This is a genomic window from Shewanella aquimarina (assembly GCF_023349185.1).
Taxonomy (GTDB): Bacteria; Pseudomonadota; Gammaproteobacteria; order Enterobacterales; family Shewanellaceae; genus Shewanella; species Shewanella aquimarina.
Genome location: NZ_JAKIKY010000001.1, coordinates 275,135 through 292,233 on the forward strand (window position 1 = coordinate 275,135; position 17,099 = coordinate 292,233).

Sequence of the window (17,099 nt, forward strand, 5' to 3'; positions counted from 1 at the left end):
TTACCCCGTGATGATCTGATCCAGATGGCCGTTTAGCTTCTCAAGCTTGGCAGCCAGACGGCGATTGAGCTTACCCGCAACCAGTGCGGTCAAGAGCTCACGCCACTCCTTGAGGTGCAGCGCCATCAGGCCATCCTCGACGGCGGTGCGGGCACCAAACAGGGCGAACGGCGGCAGATAACGCATACCGGTGAGGCTGGCGGTCTGCTCCAGCGGCGCCAGCAGTTGTCTCAGGGTGAAATGATTATAGCCCTCTGCCTGATAGGCCTCCTCCTTGCCCCCTGCCGTGATGGCGCAGAAGAAGCGCTTACCCTTGAGTGCATTGCCATCCGTGCCATAGGCAAAGCCATATTCCAGCACTAGGTCTTGCCACTCCTTTAGGATGGCGGGCGTGGAATACCAGTAGAGGGGAAACTGAAAGATCACCACATCATGGGCCAGCAGGCGCTGCTGCTCGCGTTCGATATCGATATCAAATTCGGGATACTCGCCATAGAGATCCACAGTGGTGACACCCGGTATCGTCTTGGCCAATTCAAACAGGGGCAGATTAACTTCGGATCTATGTTGGGAAGGATGCGCCAATAACAGGAGTACGGCTTGTTGTTGCTCTGACATGAGGATCCATTCTCTAAGGTGATGCGTCAGGCGAACACCGGGCGCTTGGTTTAGGAGCCGTTGAGCCTCGATGAAGGTATCAACTGTCCTCACTAAAATAGCGCCTAAGACCTTGTTCTTCAAGCGCTGTCACCTAAGGTTCTGGCAATTTACCCTCGATATCAGTTGCGCGCCCAGACTAGGCCGTGCGGTAGAGATGAAGCTCAGCCCCTTGATCCTCATAGCTGTCGATTCGCACCATGCCCGCCTTCTCCAGCACCCGGATGGACGCGACGTTTTCCTTCATCACCTCGGCGTATACGCAGTTTATGCCTAAGGTCTCCCTGGCGTAACGCAAACAGGCGGAAACGGCCTCGGTGGCCAGCCCCTTGCCCCAATACTCGGGCAACATGCGATAGCCTATGTCCACCCCACCCTGACCACGATTGAGCAGCGGCTCATGCTTGATGCCGCAGAAGCCGATAAGCTCATTGCTCTGCTTATGGATAAGCGCGTAGCGGGCAAAGCCTGGGTCACGATAACCCGAGAGCCAATACTTCTCTATGACATGCCTGGCATCGTCCAGGCTCTTGACCGCATCCTCGTCGCCGGTATAGCGCACCACCTCAGGATTTGAGGAGAAACGGTACACGGCCTCGGCATCCTCCATCACAAACTGGCGCATGGTGAGCCTTGGCGTCTCGATAAGCGCGGCAGGCTTAGTCATCGTCTTGCCCATCTTTATACTCATGCTCCCAGGGCGTGATGGCGCTCATATCATGGAGATCATAGGGGGTCAGCTGGTAGACATAGTAATTCAGCCAGTTGCTGACCAGCAGGCTGCCGTGACCATGCCAGCGGGCGACGGGCGCCTGGCTGGGATCATCACAGCGAAAATAGTTCTTAGGTATTGTAGGGTTAAGCCCTTCTGCCAGATCCCGCTGATACTCATCCCCCAGGGTCGATTTTTGATATTCCGGATGGCCCATCACAAACAGGTTGCGGTTATTGCGGCTCAGCACCAGATAGGCGCCGGCCTCATCGGACTCGGCCAAGACCTGCAGCTCCTTGTGGGCCTTGAGATCCTCGACATTCATCTCGGCGAAGCGGGAATGAGGCGCGAAGAACTCATCGTCGAAGCCCCGCAGCAGGGGAAAATGTTTATGAGTGCGCTGGTGATTAAACACCCCGGAGCGCTTGGCCGAGAGCAGCTTTCGCTGCAAACCGTAGAGGTGGTACAGGGCCGCGTGGGCTGCCCAGCAGAGAAACAGCACTGAAGTCACATGTTGTTGGGACCAGTCGATGATCTCGCGTATATGATCCCAATAGGTCACCTCTTCGAACTCTATCTGTCCCAGGGGCGCGCCGGTGATGATCAGACCATCGTAATTCTTATGGCGCACCGCCTCGAAATCACGATAGAAATTGTTCATATGGTCGATAGAGGTGTGCTTGGACGCCTTATCGTGAATGCGCAGCAGATCCACATCCACCTGCAAGGGGGTATTGCCGAGCAGCCTAAGCAGCTGGGTTTCAGTCTCTATCTTGTTTGGCATCAGGTTGAGGATCAGCACCTTCATGGGTCTGATATCCTGATTGGCCGCCCGGGTCTCGGACATGACAAAGATATTTTCTGATTCGAGAATTTCCGCCGCTGGCAGATTATCGGGAATTTTTACCGGCATACCGCGCCTCTTTCGACCTGGTTAACAGAGCCCCACAATAGGCTAGATGTCGCAAGCGGCGCGGTGTATCGCCTTAACCGCCGACGCGCTGTACTAGCACAGAGATAGGCGCACTATCGCCTAAATCTATGGGGTAAGATTGAGTATTGATAAACATCAGTTTGCCATCCAGGCTTATCTTGGCGCCCACGCTATAGGTATGGCCCGCCTCGAACTGATCCCTTGGGATGACAAAGGTAAAGGGCGCCGGCGTGGTCACATCATCACGCTCGAAGGCCGCCAACACCACGGCAGGCGCGTCCATCAATGACACGTCCTGGATCTGCACCGACAGCACAGCCTCTGGTGGTAAGGCGATTCGCTCCTTAAACCAAACCTCCCCCTGGATCTCCACGCTGGCATTTGGGGTTGCACAAGCCGTCATCAGGCCCGCACTCATCGCCACTGCCGCTAGGGGTTTCAACCATCTGTTCATACTCTTGCTCCTAATCATACATCAAGACTTCTGGATGTCCATATGTCTATACTATAAATCTTGTTCTCTATCAGAGATCTTCATATCATAGGCGAACCATTTGTTGAGAAATAGCCTCATGTCTCAAGCTACAGCCATAATTGTGGGCGCCAGCTCACTCGTTAGCCGTGAAATTGCCAAACAACTTGCCCAGCAAGGCGTGGAACTGGCACTTCTAGCACAAGATACCGAATCCCTTACCGAATTTGCCCAGTCTCTGCCCACCCAAGTCAGCCTGCATGAGCTGGCGATCGAGAGCCCGAGGGAAATCATCACCACACTGGAGAGCGTCTGGCAACAACTTGGCGGTGCCCATCTGTTGATCGTCAATACCGGCCTCAATGGCTACGACGCCTCGCTCCCCTGGCCACTGGAACAGGACATCATTACCGTCAATGTGCAGGGCTATAGCGCCATATGCAATACGGCATTCAGACTATTTGTCGATCAGGGCTATGGCCAGCTCGCGGCCATCAACTCCATCGCCGGACTAAGGGGCGGCCCAAGTGTGGCCTATCATGCCTCCAAGGCCTACGCCAGCAGCTACCTCGAAGGACTGAGCATGCATGCCCAGCGCCTCAAGCTGCCGATCACCATTAGCGATCTTCAGCTTGGTCTGCTTGACAAGGCAGCCATGCAGCAGAGTCGCCTCTGGCTGTCTCCTCCCCATGAGGTGGCGCGACAGGCGATCAAGGCGATGCAGAAGGGCAAGCGACGTGCCTATATCACCAAGCGTTGGCGCCTGGTGGCTTGGTTAACCAAGTGTCTACCGGAATTTATCTACAACACACGCCACTGGCGCACCAAGGAAGAGCGCAAGGCGGCAAAAGCTGCCAAGAAAGCGCAGTCGTAAGGCGCACTAGTAAAGCCCTAATCACGAGCGAGGGCGAATAGAAACGCACAAAAAAAGGAGCCAACTGGCTCCTTTTTCTATTCCTAATCCAGAGGATTAGAAGGTGTAGCCAACGCTCACCATGTAAACCCAAGGGTTGATATCTGTTTCGATAGTCACAGGCACAGTTGTCGCAGTACCTGCATTGTCGAAGGTATAGTTAAACTTGGCGTCAGTGCTAATTTGCGCATACCAAACTGAGGCGTTAACCAACCAGTTGTTGTTTACCTGATAGTCGATACCCACTTGCGCCGCCACACCCCAAGAGTTTGACAGACTTAGATCCGATAGGCGTCCGCCTGCATCATTAGTGATCTCATTATCGAAGAAGTTAGTGAAGTTCACACCGGCACCGATATATGGACGTAACTTAGAATCGGCCGAACCGAAGTAGTACTGAGCCACTAAGGTAGGTGGCAGGTGCTTGGTCTCAGCCACTTTACCAACACCTTTTAGCGAAATGTCATGGCTAAAGGGGGTCGCGGCCAACAGTTCAATACCAAAGTTGTCGGTCAGCATGTAACCGAAGTTCAGGCCTAATTGCGTATTACTGCTAACAGAAAACTCACCTAGGTTACCTAGGTCAGGTGTAACGACATCCTGGCTAGATTCATTTGGCGCAACGGTAACAGCACCAGCGCGAACGATGATGTCACCAGCTTGGTGTGCAGAAGCGGCAAATCCAGTAGACAGTAGGGCGGCAGCGATCAGACCTGAAACGATAGTTTTTTTCATCATACTACTCCATTAATACAACAGTTAACGTTGTTTTTATTATCAAAATCCTTACATTTGCGCGTATCCTGCCAGATGAATACCTAAAAGTTCTTGATCCAAATCAATAAGCCAGAGCAATACCTCTTTTTGCGTAGCTATGCGCGACCCAGATCACACAAAATAAACAAATATTGATAATACCCCTTTAATTTCCGTGACGCATATCCGCATCGATCACTTGTTGATCAACCGAGCGGAACTCAGATAAATTCAGAAATTAACAAACAAGCAACATCCCCAAAGACCCTGTAATTCGGCGCGGTTGTTAACCATTCTGATAGATTGAAAACAGCGATGAATGCCCGCTGAGAGAAAGAGATGCCTGGGCGTTTGCTCATCTTTGCAGCAACGCCTAAGCAGATAAATGGGTATGGATGGAGCTATCAGCTAATGTCGGCAACTCACCGCTATCCCCCAAAACAATGCGGGCAAATGGCATGGCAGTGGGCGAGCGGCTGGGGGGAGGAGCTGAGAATATGGCTTTGGCTTTGGTTTTAGTTTTAGCTTTGGCGAGCGTCGTGGTGCTAGCCTGAGGCGGCGAATGCTCCAGCTAGACTCCTGCTATGCCCCTATCGTTAATAGGCCGGACGCGAGACTCAGCATTGCGAGACTAATCAGAGCCAGGCTGGCAACTAGCGGGTCTTGGCCTTCTTGGTGCTGCCAGCTTCTATCCTTAAAGGCATTGTGTGGCTCGTCGCTGCTTCGACAGGCCGAACGCCAGCCATCATGTTCCCTATTGGAATTGTTGGTACTGGTATTGATCTTGTTGGTATTGATATTGGTATTGATATTGTTGCTATTGATCTTGTTAGTGTGGGTATTAAGCTGACGCTTGAACTCAGCTTCTCGATGAGATGAGAACGAGCCAGGGGTGTCGGCACCGGGCAGACTGCCGATGAGATGATGACTGCCGATAAACTGCATCTGTTCTTCCTTGATTTGTTATTATTATCAACCCACCCTATTGGATAAAATATATTAAATCAAGATTCAGGCGATGACACTTGACTGAAATTTACTCAAGTTGCCTATTCTTAAATTGTCTGTTCTTAAATTACTCTTGCTTAAATTACCCTTGTTCAAATTGCCTTTGTTCGAGTTGCCTTGCTCAAATAACCAGGTGTCCAATTGCAAAGGCCTGCACAAAAGTTCATACGCCAAGGCTAACCGCAAGTTTCATCCACAAAGCCTATTCTCAAAAGCCGAGCCTGAAGGCTATCCTCTATGAGCTCCGCTGAAAACGCGCCATAAAAAAGGAGCCCTTGGGCTCCCTTCGCTTCATCAAGTAGGTCTACTTGACCAGTTTCATCACCACTTCCGTGGTGTACTTGCCGTTATTAATCACCGGAAACCTGTCGTAGGTCTGAAAGATCACCTTGCCCTGATACTGGATCATGGCGACCACACCATAGTTGACACTCTTGTCTATGGTCTCGCGGGCGAAGGCAAACTTAAAGGGCACCGGGGCTCTGGCGATATCGAAGCTCTTCTGGGCGATGATGGCGCCCGGGGTGTCGAGATCGATCACGGCTATGGTAATGCTGCAACCTTGGGGCAGATTGATCTTCTCCAGATAACCGGCGGCGCCATTGACGAAAATCGGCGGCTCGGGCTCTACCGTCACACAGCCCGCCAACAAAATAAGCAGCAAAGACGCCAATATGGCTTTCATTTTCATCTTCATCACATTCAACCTTTCACTCACTGTTTCATTTATCCCTGTGTTAATCGAATCAAGCCTTCCTGGGTTGCCGAGGCTACCAGCTCACCACTCTGGGTGTAAAACTCGCCGCGCACGAAGCCACGACCGCCACCGGCATTGGGGCTATCTATGCTATAGAGCAACCACTGGCTGAGATCCAGCGGACGGTGGAACCACATGGCATGATCTATGGTCGCCATACGCATGCCAGGGGTTAAGAAGGAGACGCCGTGGGGCTGAGCCGCCGTCACCAGGAAATTAAAGTCTGAGGCATAGGCCAGCAGATATTCGTGCACCGAGAGATCGTTAGGCACCTTACCATTGGCACGGATCCACACATGTCTGATGGGCTCGCGTTGGTTAGGTGCCATGGGATTACAAGGGTTCACCAGACGCATCTCCAGTGGCGAATCCGCCATAAACTTCTCCAGCACCTTACGCGGCACCTTGTCTCTGAGTGTCGAAGCCAGCTCCTGCTGATTAAGCAAGCCCTCTGGCCCAGGCACATCGGGCATCTGACTCTGGTGATCTAGGCCTTGCTCGGGCTTTTGAAAGGAGCAGGTCATGTAGAAAATGGGTCTGCCCTTCTGAATCGCCTTCACTCGGCGGGCACTAAAGCTGCCACCGTCACGCATATTTTCAACGTCATAGACGATGGGCAGTTTCTCATCACCGGCACGCAAGAAATAGGAGTGGAAGGAGTGCACCTGACGCTCACTGTCGACGGTTTGCGCCGCTGCGCTGAGGGCCTGGCCCATGACCTGTCCGCCAAACACATGGCCGAACCCCAGATCTTGGCTCTGACCGCGATAGAGGCCGACCTCTATCTGTTCGAGCGATAACAGGGATAAGAGATCATCTAATACCTGACTCATGCAACCTCACCGATAACTCATCAATATTGGTCGTCAAGCTTACCTTAGATTCCCCTTATCTTGCTAGGGCCCGTTGACCTTTCCTGGCGCTTCCTGCAGCAATTTGTCACCGCCGGCTATTCGATGTCGACATGATGCTCGGCGGCGCTGCGCCTTGCCCAGGCGGTCACCTGCTCCTCGCCGCTCTCGTGGTAATGGCAAGGCTGCGCCCGATAAAGTTCATCCCAGCGCAGGGCGATCACCTCGGGCTTGCAATCATCTTCGACGATTCGCAGCGGCTGAAACTCGACAAACATTCCATGGCTTACGCTACCGGCGGCGGCAAGCAGGTGTTGGCCACTACAGGCATGAGAGGAACAGAGATAGAGCAGCGTGGCATTGACAGACGAGGTGCTAAACAGTGGCTTCACCAAGGGACTGAGATGATGCTCGGTCATGGCGGTCAGCGCCTGTGGCACTAAGGTATTGACCGAGATATTGTAGTCCCGCCCCTCCTTTGCCAGGCTGTTGACCAGGCCGACCAAGGCCATCTTGCTGGCACTGTAGTGGGTCTCATGCATATCGCCATAGAGGCCGCTGGCCCCTGCCGTCATTACGATGCGGCCATAGTTTTGCCGCTTCATCAAGGGCCACACCAACTTGGTCAGATGGAAGCTGCCGTTGAGATCCACCTCCAGCTGCCGCTGCCATTGGTCGAAACTCAGGGTATCGAAGGAGACAGGCGCATGAATGCCGGCGTTGTTAATGGCGATATCGATGCGCCCCCAGCGCGCCACCACAGTCTCGATCGCTTCGCGAAGCGCCTGACTGTCACACACGTCAATATGGAAACTCAGGCAGTCGGCGCCCAGCTCGGTCAGGGTACGAGCCGTCTTATTGAGGCCGGCACCACTATAGGTCTGACAGCGGCTATCGCCGCATCCCGAATCGATAATGGCCAAGCGCGCACCGCGCTCGGCTAAGGCGATCGCATAGGCTCGTCCTAAGCCTGCCCCAGCTCCTGTGACGACAGCTACCTGTTCATCAAAACGCATCATCCTGATCCTTGTCTCTCGCCGCCAAAAAGCCTTATTCGACCTAAGTATTAAATTTATAAAACCTATATAAATTAATTAGATAAGCTTAAAGCATTCCCGGCTGAATCTCACCGTCAGACAGCTATAACAGCACATGTCAGGCCGGAGATCTTTGAGGCTGGCAACAGATTTGATGGAAAAAGACAGCAAAGGTGTGCGCCGCGTCAAAATTACACAAATTTTTAACAAGGCGTTTAAGGTTTATTAAAGGCTTGGGGGATTATCCTAAAGATCCCGGAAAAATAAAACGAGGCTGTTCACATAATGCTAATGCAAGCGCTTCATCGACTTGGGCTTATTTGCTATGCTTGGGCTATATTTTCGAGCCTGACTCAATCCCTACCTAATAATTACGAACACAGATAATGAATCCCTGGATCCTGGCGACACGCCCACGTACTCTTCCCGCAGCCATTGGCCCTATTTTGGTCGGCAATGCGCTTGCCCTATCACTGACACAATTTAGCTGGTTAATTGCCGCCACCTCCATGTTGTGCGCACTATTGCTGCAGATCGCCGTTAACCTGGCCAACGACTACTTCGATTTTAAGAGTGGCATCGACACCGAGGAGCGACTCGGCCCGGTTCGCGTCACCCAGAGTGGCCTGCTCGACCCGAGCAAGGTGCGCAACGCCATGATCGCCTGCCTGGTGCTGGCGCTATTGGTGGGTTCCTTACTCATCTATCACGGTGGATGGCCCATCGCCATACTCGCCGCCGCCTCGATTTTGGGCGCCCTTGGCTATAGTGGTGGTCCCTACCCGCTGGCCTCTCACGGCCTGGGCGAAGTGGCCGCCTTTGTCTTCTTCGGCCTGGTGGCCGTGGTCGGAAGCTACTACCTGCAGGCCCACGACACCAGTGTCGCCGCCTGGATACTAGGAAGTGCCATCGGCCTGTTTAACGCCGCCGTGATGCTGGTCAACAACACCCGCGACATCCCCACCGATGCCAAGGCGGGCAAGCGCACCCTGGCGGTCAAGATAGGTGAAGGCCAGGCCAGAGTCCTGTATCAGGCCTTAGTCTATCTGCCTTTCGCCCTGATTATTGGCGGTTTCCTACTGGGGCTACTTCCTGGATTGCCCGTCTTGCTAGGCGGCCTTTCGCTCATTCTGGCGCGCAAGCTCAACAGCGAATTTAGTCAAACGACCGGGGCGGCCCTAAACCCATTACTGGGTCGTACCGCCAAGCTGACGGTGATCTTTAGCGCGTTGTTCAGCCTGGGATTGGCGCTGGCCTAAGGCAAAGTGAGTAGCACTATCTAAGCTAAGACAACTATAAAAAATGCCAGTATAAAAAATGCCAGCAATTGCTGGCATTTTTTATAGCGAGTCGTCACACATTTTAGAGGCTGTATTCGTTGCCGTCTTTGGAGGTGAACTCTTTGCAGTGTTGATCCGCCTGTCCAGTCACTAGGCTGGTCCAGGTGCGCTGGCAAGGGCTCTGCTCACTATTGACGATTGTCATCAGCGCCGCCTCGACCTGTACGTCGTCGATACCGGCCAGATCGTGACGTCCCTGCTCGCCGCGGCGATCCAGTGCAATCTCGATATGGAAACCGTTGTTCTTCAGCACCAGTGAGCTTGGCTCACACTTATGACCCGAGAGCGCCACAAATTGCTTGGGCTGTGCCAGGCCACTCTGGCTGCCGTCGGCGAAGAAGGCCAGCAGCTGCTTGTAGTAGATCACATAGCTACACACATCCTGGTGAGAGCCCTGACTCAGCGGAAAGTACTCATCTAATATCTGCTTGGCATAGGTAAGGCCGTCTTGCTGTGTCTGAGTTGCCAGTGCGTTGTTTCCGTTAATCTGTGTCATAGGCATTACCTGCTTGATGAAGTTATAGATACTCTGGTCTAGTTGCTGTGTCTGTATATTCATCGCCTCATCCCTCTCGCTTGTGATCGCTATTCTAGTACTCGCTAATTTTGACTCGCTGACGACAATTGCCCTACAGCGTCATGTGGCTCTCATTAGGGATGAATGATTCCCCCGATTGCTTAATTTGTAGTCTAGCGACTTTTTTATTACAATTTCACAATAAAAATTTCACAGTGTGAATTTTACAAAATGAAAACCAATAGCAGCTTGATGAGAAAGTCACATTTTCTGGGCACCAAGATACGCAACCTCAGGAAACGTAATAATCTAACCATGGAAGACCTATCGGCCCGCTGTGTCAGGGTGGACGCGGATTCGGCGCCTTCGGTGTCCTACCTCTCCATGATAGAACGCGGCAAGCGGGTGCCCAGTGCAGGCATGCTGGCGGTGATCGCCGCCGTGTTCCAAAAAGAGGTCGATTGGTTTCTCGATGATGCCCCCGAGGAGCAGGCTATTACCCCGGTCAAGGGCTCTCGCGGCGGAATAAGCGGTATGGCGCTGGAGCCAAGCTTTCTGTTTTCCAATGAAATTTTACAAATAGCCATCCCTGAGATGCTGTCCCAGACCGGCATCAGTGGTCGGCAGTTCGCCCACCTGCTGATCCGTGCCCATCAGGAGCATCATCAGAATCATTTTCCCGATCTCGAGCGCGCCGCCGAAGAGGTGGGACTGAAACGCATGCCCCTGAGCCTCGAGGATCTGCTTGCCATCGTCCAACGCCTCGGCCTGGTGGTGAAGTGGTTTACCCGAGCCCCCAAGGCGATCCGCGAGGAGGCTGGCGCAGGGAAGCAGCACATCATCACCTCCTACTTTGAGCGTCCCAACAAGATCTGTCTCAACCAGCTGCTTAACCAGCATACCCGGCGTCTCAAGTATGATCTGGCGGTTCATATCGGCCACAGCGTGCTACACAACAAAGATGGCTTGAAGAGCATCATGGTGGCCGGGCGCAGCCACGGCACCAGCCTGGTGGATGAGGCCGACAACCGGTCGCAATCGTCGACCGTGGATGCCCAGGATATCCTCCATGCCTGGCGAGACTTCGAGTCCAGCTTCTTCGCCGGCGCCCTGCTCTGTCCTAAGGTACCCTTCAGACAACTGCTGGACCGCCACGGCTACGAGATAGACGTAGCCAAGTTGGTGGATGTCTCCCCCTCGGTGGCCATGCGCCGCATGACGGCGGTCTCGCCCTACAGTCACTGGCACTACTTCGACGCCTACTCGCCCGGTAAACTCAAGGCGGTGTACCGCGGCAACGGCATCCCCCTGCCCTGGGGCAACATGCGCCAGGTGGACGATCCCTGCCAACACTGGGCGGTATTTAGGATGATCAACGCCTCGACCCAGGGCTCTTCGGCGCAGATCTCCATCTTAGATGTGGGTAACGAGCCTAAGATCTACTGCTGCGAATCGATTAGGGTGAAAGATCTGGCGGGTAACCCCCACGTGCTCTGCGCCGGTATCGACCTCAACCCGGCCATCCAGGCCCAGGGCGGTGACGCCAACCAGGTGGCTCAGCAGCTCAAGGAGGTCTGTGTCGACAAGGGGGGCTCAGCGCCGCTGCCGAGCAATATCAAGACAGATATTAAACGCGTCGCCAAGATCCTCAACATCAACTGGGTCGAGCGGGGCATCGACAGCGAGGCGAGGCTCATCTGCGCCCGCGGCGCCAGCTGCCCCCGCAAGCCAAGCTGCTACGAGAGCGGCGGCTGTCAGGGCTAGGCGGCCACAACGCCGAGATAAAAAAACCGCTAGTCAATCGCTAGCGGTTTTTCTTTTCTATTGAAGCTTAATGAAGCACTAGAGCTTCTCGAGAGTGCGATCGCTCTGGCTCCAGTTGAGGTGATATTTCTCCCCCGCTGGCTTATCGATACGCTCGAAGGTATGGGCACCGAAGAAGTCCCGCTGTCCCTGCAGCAGGTTAGCCGGCAGTGTCTCGCTACGGTAGCTGTCGTAATAGGCCAACGCCGAGCCGATACAAGGCACGGGGACACCGCTCATGATGGCTCTTGCCACCGCGCGGCGCCAATCTTGCTGCTTGGCCGACAGGGCCAGGCTAAAGGTCTCCGCCATCAGGAGATTATCCAGGGGTTGACCCACCCGCTGCGCCTGTTGGTAAGCCTGGGTGATGGACTGTAGGAAGGTCGCGCGAATAATACAGCCGGCGCGCCAGATCTTGGCAATTTCGGCAAAATCCAGCTGCCAGCCACGCTCCTGAGCGTTCATCGCCATCAGCTGAAAACCCTGGGCATAGCAGGCGATCTTGGCGCAGTAGAGGGCGTTTTCGAGCTCGTCGATAAAGGCGCCACGCTCATCCTCGCCGAGTTCAAGCGGCTGCGGGCCTGCGAGCAGCAGACTCAGCTGCTGACGCTGATGTTTCTGGGTGCTGACCGCCCTGGCATAGACGGCCTCGGCGATGGTCGGTGCCGGGCAGCCGATCTGTAGGCTGCTGACCGCGGTCCACAGGCCTGTGCCTTTCTGACCCGCCTTATCCAAGATCATCTCAACCAGGGGCTTGCCCGTAAGCGGGTCGGCCTGAGAAAGCACCTCGGCGCTGATCTCCATCAGGTAGCTGTTGAGGCTACCCTGATTCCAGCGGGCGAAGATCTCCCCCACCTCACCGGCGCTAAGCCCCAGGCCATCGCTGAGCAGCTGATAGGCCTCGCAGATCAGCTGCATATCGGCGTATTCGATGCCGTTATGCACCATCTTCACGTAGTGACCGGCGCCTGCAGGACCTATGTAGGTGGTGCATGGCTCGCCCTCGGTCACTGGGTTTCCTGGCTCCTGACGCTCTATGGGCAGGCCGGTGTCGGGGTCGACCTTGGCGGCGATCGCCTCCCAGATGGGCTTGATGCGATCCCAGGCCTTGATGTCGCCGCTTGGCATCAAAGAGGGGCCAAAGCGAGCCCCCATCTCACCACCAGAGATGGCGCAGCTGAAGAAGATAAACTTGCCTTGATATTGGGCTTCACGCTCAACCGTATCTGTCCACAGGCTGTTGCCTGTATCCACCACGATATCATCCTGCTCAATACCGGCCTGCAGCAGGGCATTACAGACACCATCCACAGGCGCGCCGGCTGGTACCGACAAGACTAAGACACGCGGCTTTGCGAGACTAGATAACATTTCTGAAAGATTGCTACAGCCTTCGATACGCTGTGTATGATTGGCAGGACGCTCTTTCTGCTCCTGTTCCAGTAAGGCATCTATCTTGGCACTATCGAGATCGAAGGCGGCGACGCGGTAGTCGTTATCGGCAATGTTGAGCGCCAGGTTCTTGCCCATGACGCCAAGGCCTATCATGCCTATGTCGAGGAGGTCTGAGTGATTTTGCATGAGATTTTTCCCCATGGGAAACTGAGATTGTCTACACCTATCTTTTATTATAGTCTGGACTATCTGAGTCAAATCATGAGCTTAAATCGCTCTATTGCTTCAACTGCGAGCCACATAGTCGATAGGCACGAAATTGGTCGCGATTATACAAAAACTGGTAAGTTAATTACTAGAAAAACTCGGCGATGACTGACCGCCTGACAGAACAGTGTTTCCTTTTAAGCGCAAAGGGCCACAAAGCCCTTATACATTAAGAGGTTCACTCGCGTAGATTAAGATCTTGGGTCAGGGTCAAGCAGATCTGCCGCAGCTGTTCGAGCTCGGCATCCGACACACTCACCTTCTCCAGCAAGGTTTGCTTCAACGCCAGGGCATCTTGCTTAAGCGCCTCGCCGGCGGGCGTCATCTGAATCACCTTCTTGCGCTCGTCCCGACTGTCCACCTGGCGCACCAGCAAGCCCTTGGCCTCCAGGCGCTTGACGATGGGGGTTAAGGTGCCCAGATCGAGGCGGGTCGCCTGAGACAGATCGGTCAGGCTAGCCTTGTCCTTTAACCAGAGTGCCTGCATGGTCAGATATTGTGGATAGGTCAGATCGCACTGCTGTAGCAAGGGACGATAGGCCCGCACCAGGGCATTGGCGGCCGTATAGAGGGCGAAACAGACATTATCCGACAGACATTCTCCCCCCTGTTGACAGCTCTCCCCCTCGACGACATCCGTCGTCACTTGCATCATTTGCGTTTCACTCATCTGCTTACTCTTCATCTTACCGGACACTTTTCAAAGCACTTTCAAGGCGTTGCTCATTCTAGCAATCGGTCGCCTCACTTCAGGTCATCTATCTTAACAGAATTGACGCAGGATACGCTGACATCAAAACCCATTACTTTGCGCACAAAGTATTTGCATTGCGCTCAATTTATTTGTAGAGTCTAACACAATTAGTTAGCGCGCAAAGCAAAAGAGGACAACTTAATGCAAGCACAAGAGATAATACTGGCCAGCCGCCCTGAAGGCATGCCGACTCAAGCCAACTTCAGCCTGAAACAACTTGAGTTACCGCCGCTCAAGCCAGGCGAGTTTTTAGTCAAGAACCTATGGATGTCGGTCGACCCTTATATGCGCGGCCGAATGATCGATAGAGAGAGTTACATCGCTCCGTTCGCGCTGGGTGAAGCATTGGAAGGTGGCGCCATTGGTGAGGTGATCGAATCGAACCATGAAGGCTTTCCCGTGGGCAGCAAGGTGAGCAGCATGAAAGGCTGGCGCAGCCACTATGTTACAGATGGTACGGATCACACCCTGCTACCGGATACGCCCCTGTCAGAATCTCATTTTCTCGGCGTCCTGGGCATGCCGGGCATGACGGCCTGGACAGGCCTTAACCGTATCGCCCAGCTAAAAGCCGGTGAGACCCTGTTTGTCTCGGCGGCCTCGGGCGCGGTGGGCAGCGTCGCCTGTCAGCTAGGGCTTCTGATGGGTGCCAAGGTTGTTGCCTCCGTGGGTTCGGATGAGAAGGCCGAGGCGCTCAAGGCGATGGGAATCGAACAGGTGATCAACTACAAGACGACGCCTAACCTGAGCCAGGCACTTAAAGCCGCCGCCCCTCAAGGGGTCGATGTTTACTTTGAAAACGTAGGCGGCGAGCATCTGGCTGCGGCGCTGGATAACATGAACGACCATGGCCGTATCGCCGTATGCGGCATGATTGCCCAGTACAACGATACAGCACCGACGCCTGGCCCAAGCAACCTGGCCTACATCATCATGAAGAAGCTGAGAGTGGAAGGCTTTATCGTGTTCGAGCACTGGCAACACTATGGCGAGTTCGCCAAGCAGATGAGTGAGTGGCTGGCCAACGGCAAGGTCAAAGCCGAGCAGACCATATATGAAGGACTAGAGAATGCCCCCGCGGCCTTCATCGGCCTGTTCGAAGGCAAGAACCGCGGTAAGATGGTAGTCAAGCTGGCTTAAATATCGCCTAGCCTATCGAAAAAACCGGCTCGCTGAGCCGGTTTTTTTATAACGGAAAAAGCAGCCCTCGTCTATGCGAGAGTGATAGCCGCTACTTTAATTTCAGCAGACCTATCAAGACACAGATGGCACCGCCAACCATACCCGCCCACGCCTCTATCGGCGTATCGCCACTAACCGCACGGGAGATCTGCGAACTGGTGGAGTCGTAGATGTTATATCCCCACCAGGCTAAGGCTATGCCTATGACCAATAGCACTATCCCTAAATACTGACTCTTCATTTCCATAGCCTCTTGAAAATAGTTGACCGCCTCAGCATACGATAGCTCAAAGTGCTATATCAATGGCAAAGTCACCGGCTTAGTCACAGGCTTAGTCACCGGCCCAGTCTCCGGTTGAGTAACAGGCCGAACAAGCGCATGCACCGACTTCCAATTCGAGCCCTTGACTTACCTAAGTCTGCCAAAGGCCCTAATCACTATGTTTATCTCTAACTAATAATTAACACTGTGCGGTTAAAGCTGTTGGCTAACACTGTACGGTTAAAACACCAGTGTGATGCTCTGTCCGGCCGCCAAGGATTGCCACTGAGTCGAGAGCTGTGTGATGCTCGCTAGCATCTGCTCGAACTCATGCTCACTCACCTGAGGGATAACTAGTCCGCGCTGCTCACAGCTCTGGGCGAGCAGATAGCTGAAGGCCTCGAAATTAAGCTCCTGAGACCAGTAGAGCGACTGCAATGACTCTACCATAGACTCCGTCTGCCACACCTGGGTCTTATCGGCTACCTGACGCGACAGCTGGTTATGCTCCAGGGTGAAACTTATATTCGCCCCGGCCTTTAGCTGACCATAGAAGGCACCAGGGATCGCCAGGGTCTTCTCCACCACGTAGTGGATCATGTCATGGGGCGCTATGCCCTGCTCTGGCATCTGCGTCTCGGTGCGACTGGCATCCTGTCGAATGCAAGTTAGCCTGCCGTAGCGTCCATCTCCCTTGGTAAAAACGACTTGCATACTTTAACTCCTTCTCCTGAATTCCTTACACCTTATTTCCTTGCCCCTTACTCCTTGCTCTGGGCTCTGGGAACTGAGTTCTGAGCACTGTCCGCTTCAAGCCGCGCCTTTGGCTCCTCACCCACAGAGATGAGCCGACCATCTGGGCTGAATCGGCGCCACACGCCTACCTTCTCGCCATCTTGGTATTGTCCTTCCTCGGCAAGCTTGCCACCACGGTGATACTTGCGGTTGCGCAGCCTGTCTGGATCCCAATAACTGGTGCTCCAGCCGTTGCGCTTGCCCTGGCGATACTCGATAGACTTAGACAGCAGGCCTCCTTCGAAACCATAGTGCGCTTCTGTCCCCTCTTTCAGTCCATTGTGATAAGGGATGGTCTTATTCAGGGTGCCATCCTCCAGATAGACCCGGGTCACCCCCTCTAACTGGCCGTCGACATAGGGCTCGACTACTTCGATAGCGCCAGTTTCATAGAAGCTCACCAGCTCGCCGTTAAGTTTGCCCTGATGCAGGGTGGCTTGTTGCTTCAGCCACCCCTCTTCGGCGAAATACTTCGCCTTACCGCTATAGGGCTCGGCCTCGTCGCGCAGGTGAAAGCGACCGTTCACCTTCTCTAATGCGTCTAACTCGACATAGTCCTTCGTCAGCTCACTCGCCACCTGGTAGCCCAGACCCAATAGGGTCACCACGACCAGGCCCACCAGCAAGCGCTTAGGTTTCATCATCCTTTTACTCCAACTCCCTGACCCCAAAAGTAGTCCTTTTTCC

19 protein-coding genes are annotated in these 17,099 nt (G+C 54.0%); 4 read left to right on the plus strand and 15 right to left on the minus strand.

Annotated elements, in window-relative coordinates:
* From L2731_RS01110 to L2731_RS01125, 4 genes are all read right to left on the minus strand, one after another.
* On the minus strand, positions 1-618 hold the full coding sequence (locus tag L2731_RS01110; protein WP_249251481.1) for an NAD(P)H-dependent oxidoreductase: 618 nt from the start codon (positions 616-618) through the stop codon (positions 1-3).
* 178 nt (positions 619-796) lie between these two features.
* Positions 797-1,336: a GNAT family N-acetyltransferase gene (locus L2731_RS01115; RefSeq protein ID WP_249251482.1), complete on the minus strand. Its 540-nt coding sequence runs from the start codon at positions 1,334-1,336 to the stop codon at positions 797-799.
* A complete protein-coding gene (metA, locus tag L2731_RS01120; protein ID WP_239851448.1) occupies positions 1,317-2,282 on the minus strand; it encodes a homoserine O-acetyltransferase MetA in 966 nt (321 codons plus the stop codon). The genes L2731_RS01115 and metA overlap by 20 nt, the downstream gene beginning before the upstream one ends.
* A gap of 73 nt (positions 2,283-2,355) precedes the next feature.
* Positions 2,356-2,757 carry a YbaY family lipoprotein gene (locus L2731_RS01125; protein ID WP_041509346.1) on the minus strand — a complete coding sequence of 134 codons (402 nt, stop codon included), beginning with the start codon at positions 2,755-2,757 and terminating at the stop codon, positions 2,356-2,358.
* 118 nt (positions 2,758-2,875) lie between these two features.
* Here L2731_RS01125 and L2731_RS01130 point away from each other — a divergent pair, with 118 nt between their 5' ends.
* Positions 2,876-3,649 (plus strand): SDR family NAD(P)-dependent oxidoreductase, encoded by a 774-nt coding sequence (locus tag L2731_RS01130; RefSeq protein ID WP_249251485.1) that lies wholly within the window; start codon positions 2,876-2,878, stop codon positions 3,647-3,649.
* A gap of 96 nt (positions 3,650-3,745) precedes the next feature.
* Here L2731_RS01130 and ompW read toward each other — a convergent pair whose 3' ends face one another.
* The 5 genes from ompW to L2731_RS01155 form a co-directional block, all read right to left on the minus strand.
* Positions 3,746-4,426: an outer membrane protein OmpW gene (ompW, locus tag L2731_RS01135; RefSeq protein WP_249251487.1), complete on the minus strand. Its 681-nt coding sequence runs from the start codon at positions 4,424-4,426 to the stop codon at positions 3,746-3,748.
* Between the two features lie 600 nt (positions 4,427-5,026).
* Positions 5,027-5,389: a hypothetical protein gene (locus L2731_RS01140; RefSeq protein WP_239851450.1), complete on the minus strand. Its 363-nt coding sequence runs from the start codon at positions 5,387-5,389 to the stop codon at positions 5,027-5,029.
* Positions 5,390-5,756: 367 nt separating this feature from the next.
* Complete coding sequence (locus L2731_RS01145; protein WP_041509552.1) at positions 5,757-6,149, minus strand: YbaY family lipoprotein; 393 nt, start codon at positions 6,147-6,149, stop codon at positions 5,757-5,759.
* Between the two features lie 29 nt (positions 6,150-6,178).
* Positions 6,179-7,042 (minus strand): acyl-CoA thioesterase II, encoded by an 864-nt coding sequence (gene tesB, locus L2731_RS01150; protein WP_160794570.1) that lies wholly within the window; start codon positions 7,040-7,042, stop codon positions 6,179-6,181.
* 116 nt (positions 7,043-7,158) lie between these two features.
* A complete protein-coding gene (locus L2731_RS01155) occupies positions 7,159-8,076 on the minus strand; it encodes an SDR family NAD(P)-dependent oxidoreductase (RefSeq protein ID WP_239851985.1) in 918 nt (305 codons plus the stop codon).
* Between the two features lie 407 nt (positions 8,077-8,483).
* Here L2731_RS01155 and L2731_RS01160 point away from each other — a divergent pair, with 407 nt between their 5' ends.
* Positions 8,484-9,356, plus strand: a complete 873-nt coding sequence (locus L2731_RS01160; RefSeq protein ID WP_041509341.1) for a 1,4-dihydroxy-2-naphthoate polyprenyltransferase — start codon at positions 8,484-8,486, stop codon at positions 9,354-9,356.
* A gap of 103 nt (positions 9,357-9,459) precedes the next feature.
* Here the strand turns inward: L2731_RS01160 and L2731_RS01165 are convergent, their stop codons facing one another.
* Entirely contained in the window at positions 9,460-9,996 is a 537-nt protein-coding gene (locus L2731_RS01165; protein ID WP_239851451.1) for an aldolase/citrate lyase/malate synthase family protein, read from the minus strand.
* Positions 9,997-10,185: 189 nt separating this feature from the next.
* Between L2731_RS01165 and L2731_RS01170 the strand changes: the two genes are divergently transcribed.
* Positions 10,186-11,718: a DUF3612 domain-containing protein gene (locus tag L2731_RS01170; RefSeq protein WP_249251489.1), complete on the plus strand. Its 1,533-nt coding sequence runs from the start codon at positions 10,186-10,188 to the stop codon at positions 11,716-11,718.
* A gap of 78 nt (positions 11,719-11,796) precedes the next feature.
* Here the strand turns inward: L2731_RS01170 and gndA are convergent, their stop codons facing one another.
* Both gndA and L2731_RS01180 read right to left on the minus strand, forming a co-directional pair.
* Positions 11,797-13,338: an NADP-dependent phosphogluconate dehydrogenase gene (gene gndA / locus L2731_RS01175; RefSeq protein WP_249251492.1), complete on the minus strand. Its 1,542-nt coding sequence runs from the start codon at positions 13,336-13,338 to the stop codon at positions 11,797-11,799.
* Between the two features lie 259 nt (positions 13,339-13,597).
* Positions 13,598-14,074, minus strand: a complete 477-nt coding sequence (locus tag L2731_RS01180) for a MarR family winged helix-turn-helix transcriptional regulator (protein ID WP_415836997.1) — start codon at positions 14,072-14,074, stop codon at positions 13,598-13,600.
* A 240-nt stretch (positions 14,075-14,314) separates the two neighbouring features.
* On the opposite strand from L2731_RS01180, the gene L2731_RS01185 reads away from it, so the two are divergent.
* Positions 14,315-15,313 carry an NADP-dependent oxidoreductase gene (locus tag L2731_RS01185; protein WP_239851463.1) on the plus strand — a complete coding sequence of 333 codons (999 nt, stop codon included), beginning with the start codon at positions 14,315-14,317 and terminating at the stop codon, positions 15,311-15,313.
* Between the two features lie 91 nt (positions 15,314-15,404).
* Here the strand turns inward: L2731_RS01185 and L2731_RS01190 are convergent, their stop codons facing one another.
* The 3 genes from L2731_RS01190 to L2731_RS01200 all read right to left on the minus strand — a co-directional run bounded on the left by L2731_RS01190 (position 15,405) and on the right by L2731_RS01200 (position 17,056).
* Positions 15,405-15,596, minus strand: a complete 192-nt coding sequence (locus L2731_RS01190) for a DUF3185 family protein (RefSeq protein ID WP_249251495.1) — start codon at positions 15,594-15,596, stop codon at positions 15,405-15,407.
* 261 nt (positions 15,597-15,857) lie between these two features.
* A complete protein-coding gene (locus tag L2731_RS01195) occupies positions 15,858-16,331 on the minus strand; it encodes a cytoplasmic protein (RefSeq protein ID WP_239851467.1) in 474 nt (157 codons plus the stop codon).
* A gap of 47 nt (positions 16,332-16,378) precedes the next feature.
* Complete coding sequence (locus L2731_RS01200) at positions 16,379-17,056, minus strand: toxin-antitoxin system YwqK family antitoxin (RefSeq protein ID WP_249251499.1); 678 nt, start codon at positions 17,054-17,056, stop codon at positions 16,379-16,381.
* Between the last annotated feature and the right edge of the window lie 43 nt (positions 17,057-17,099).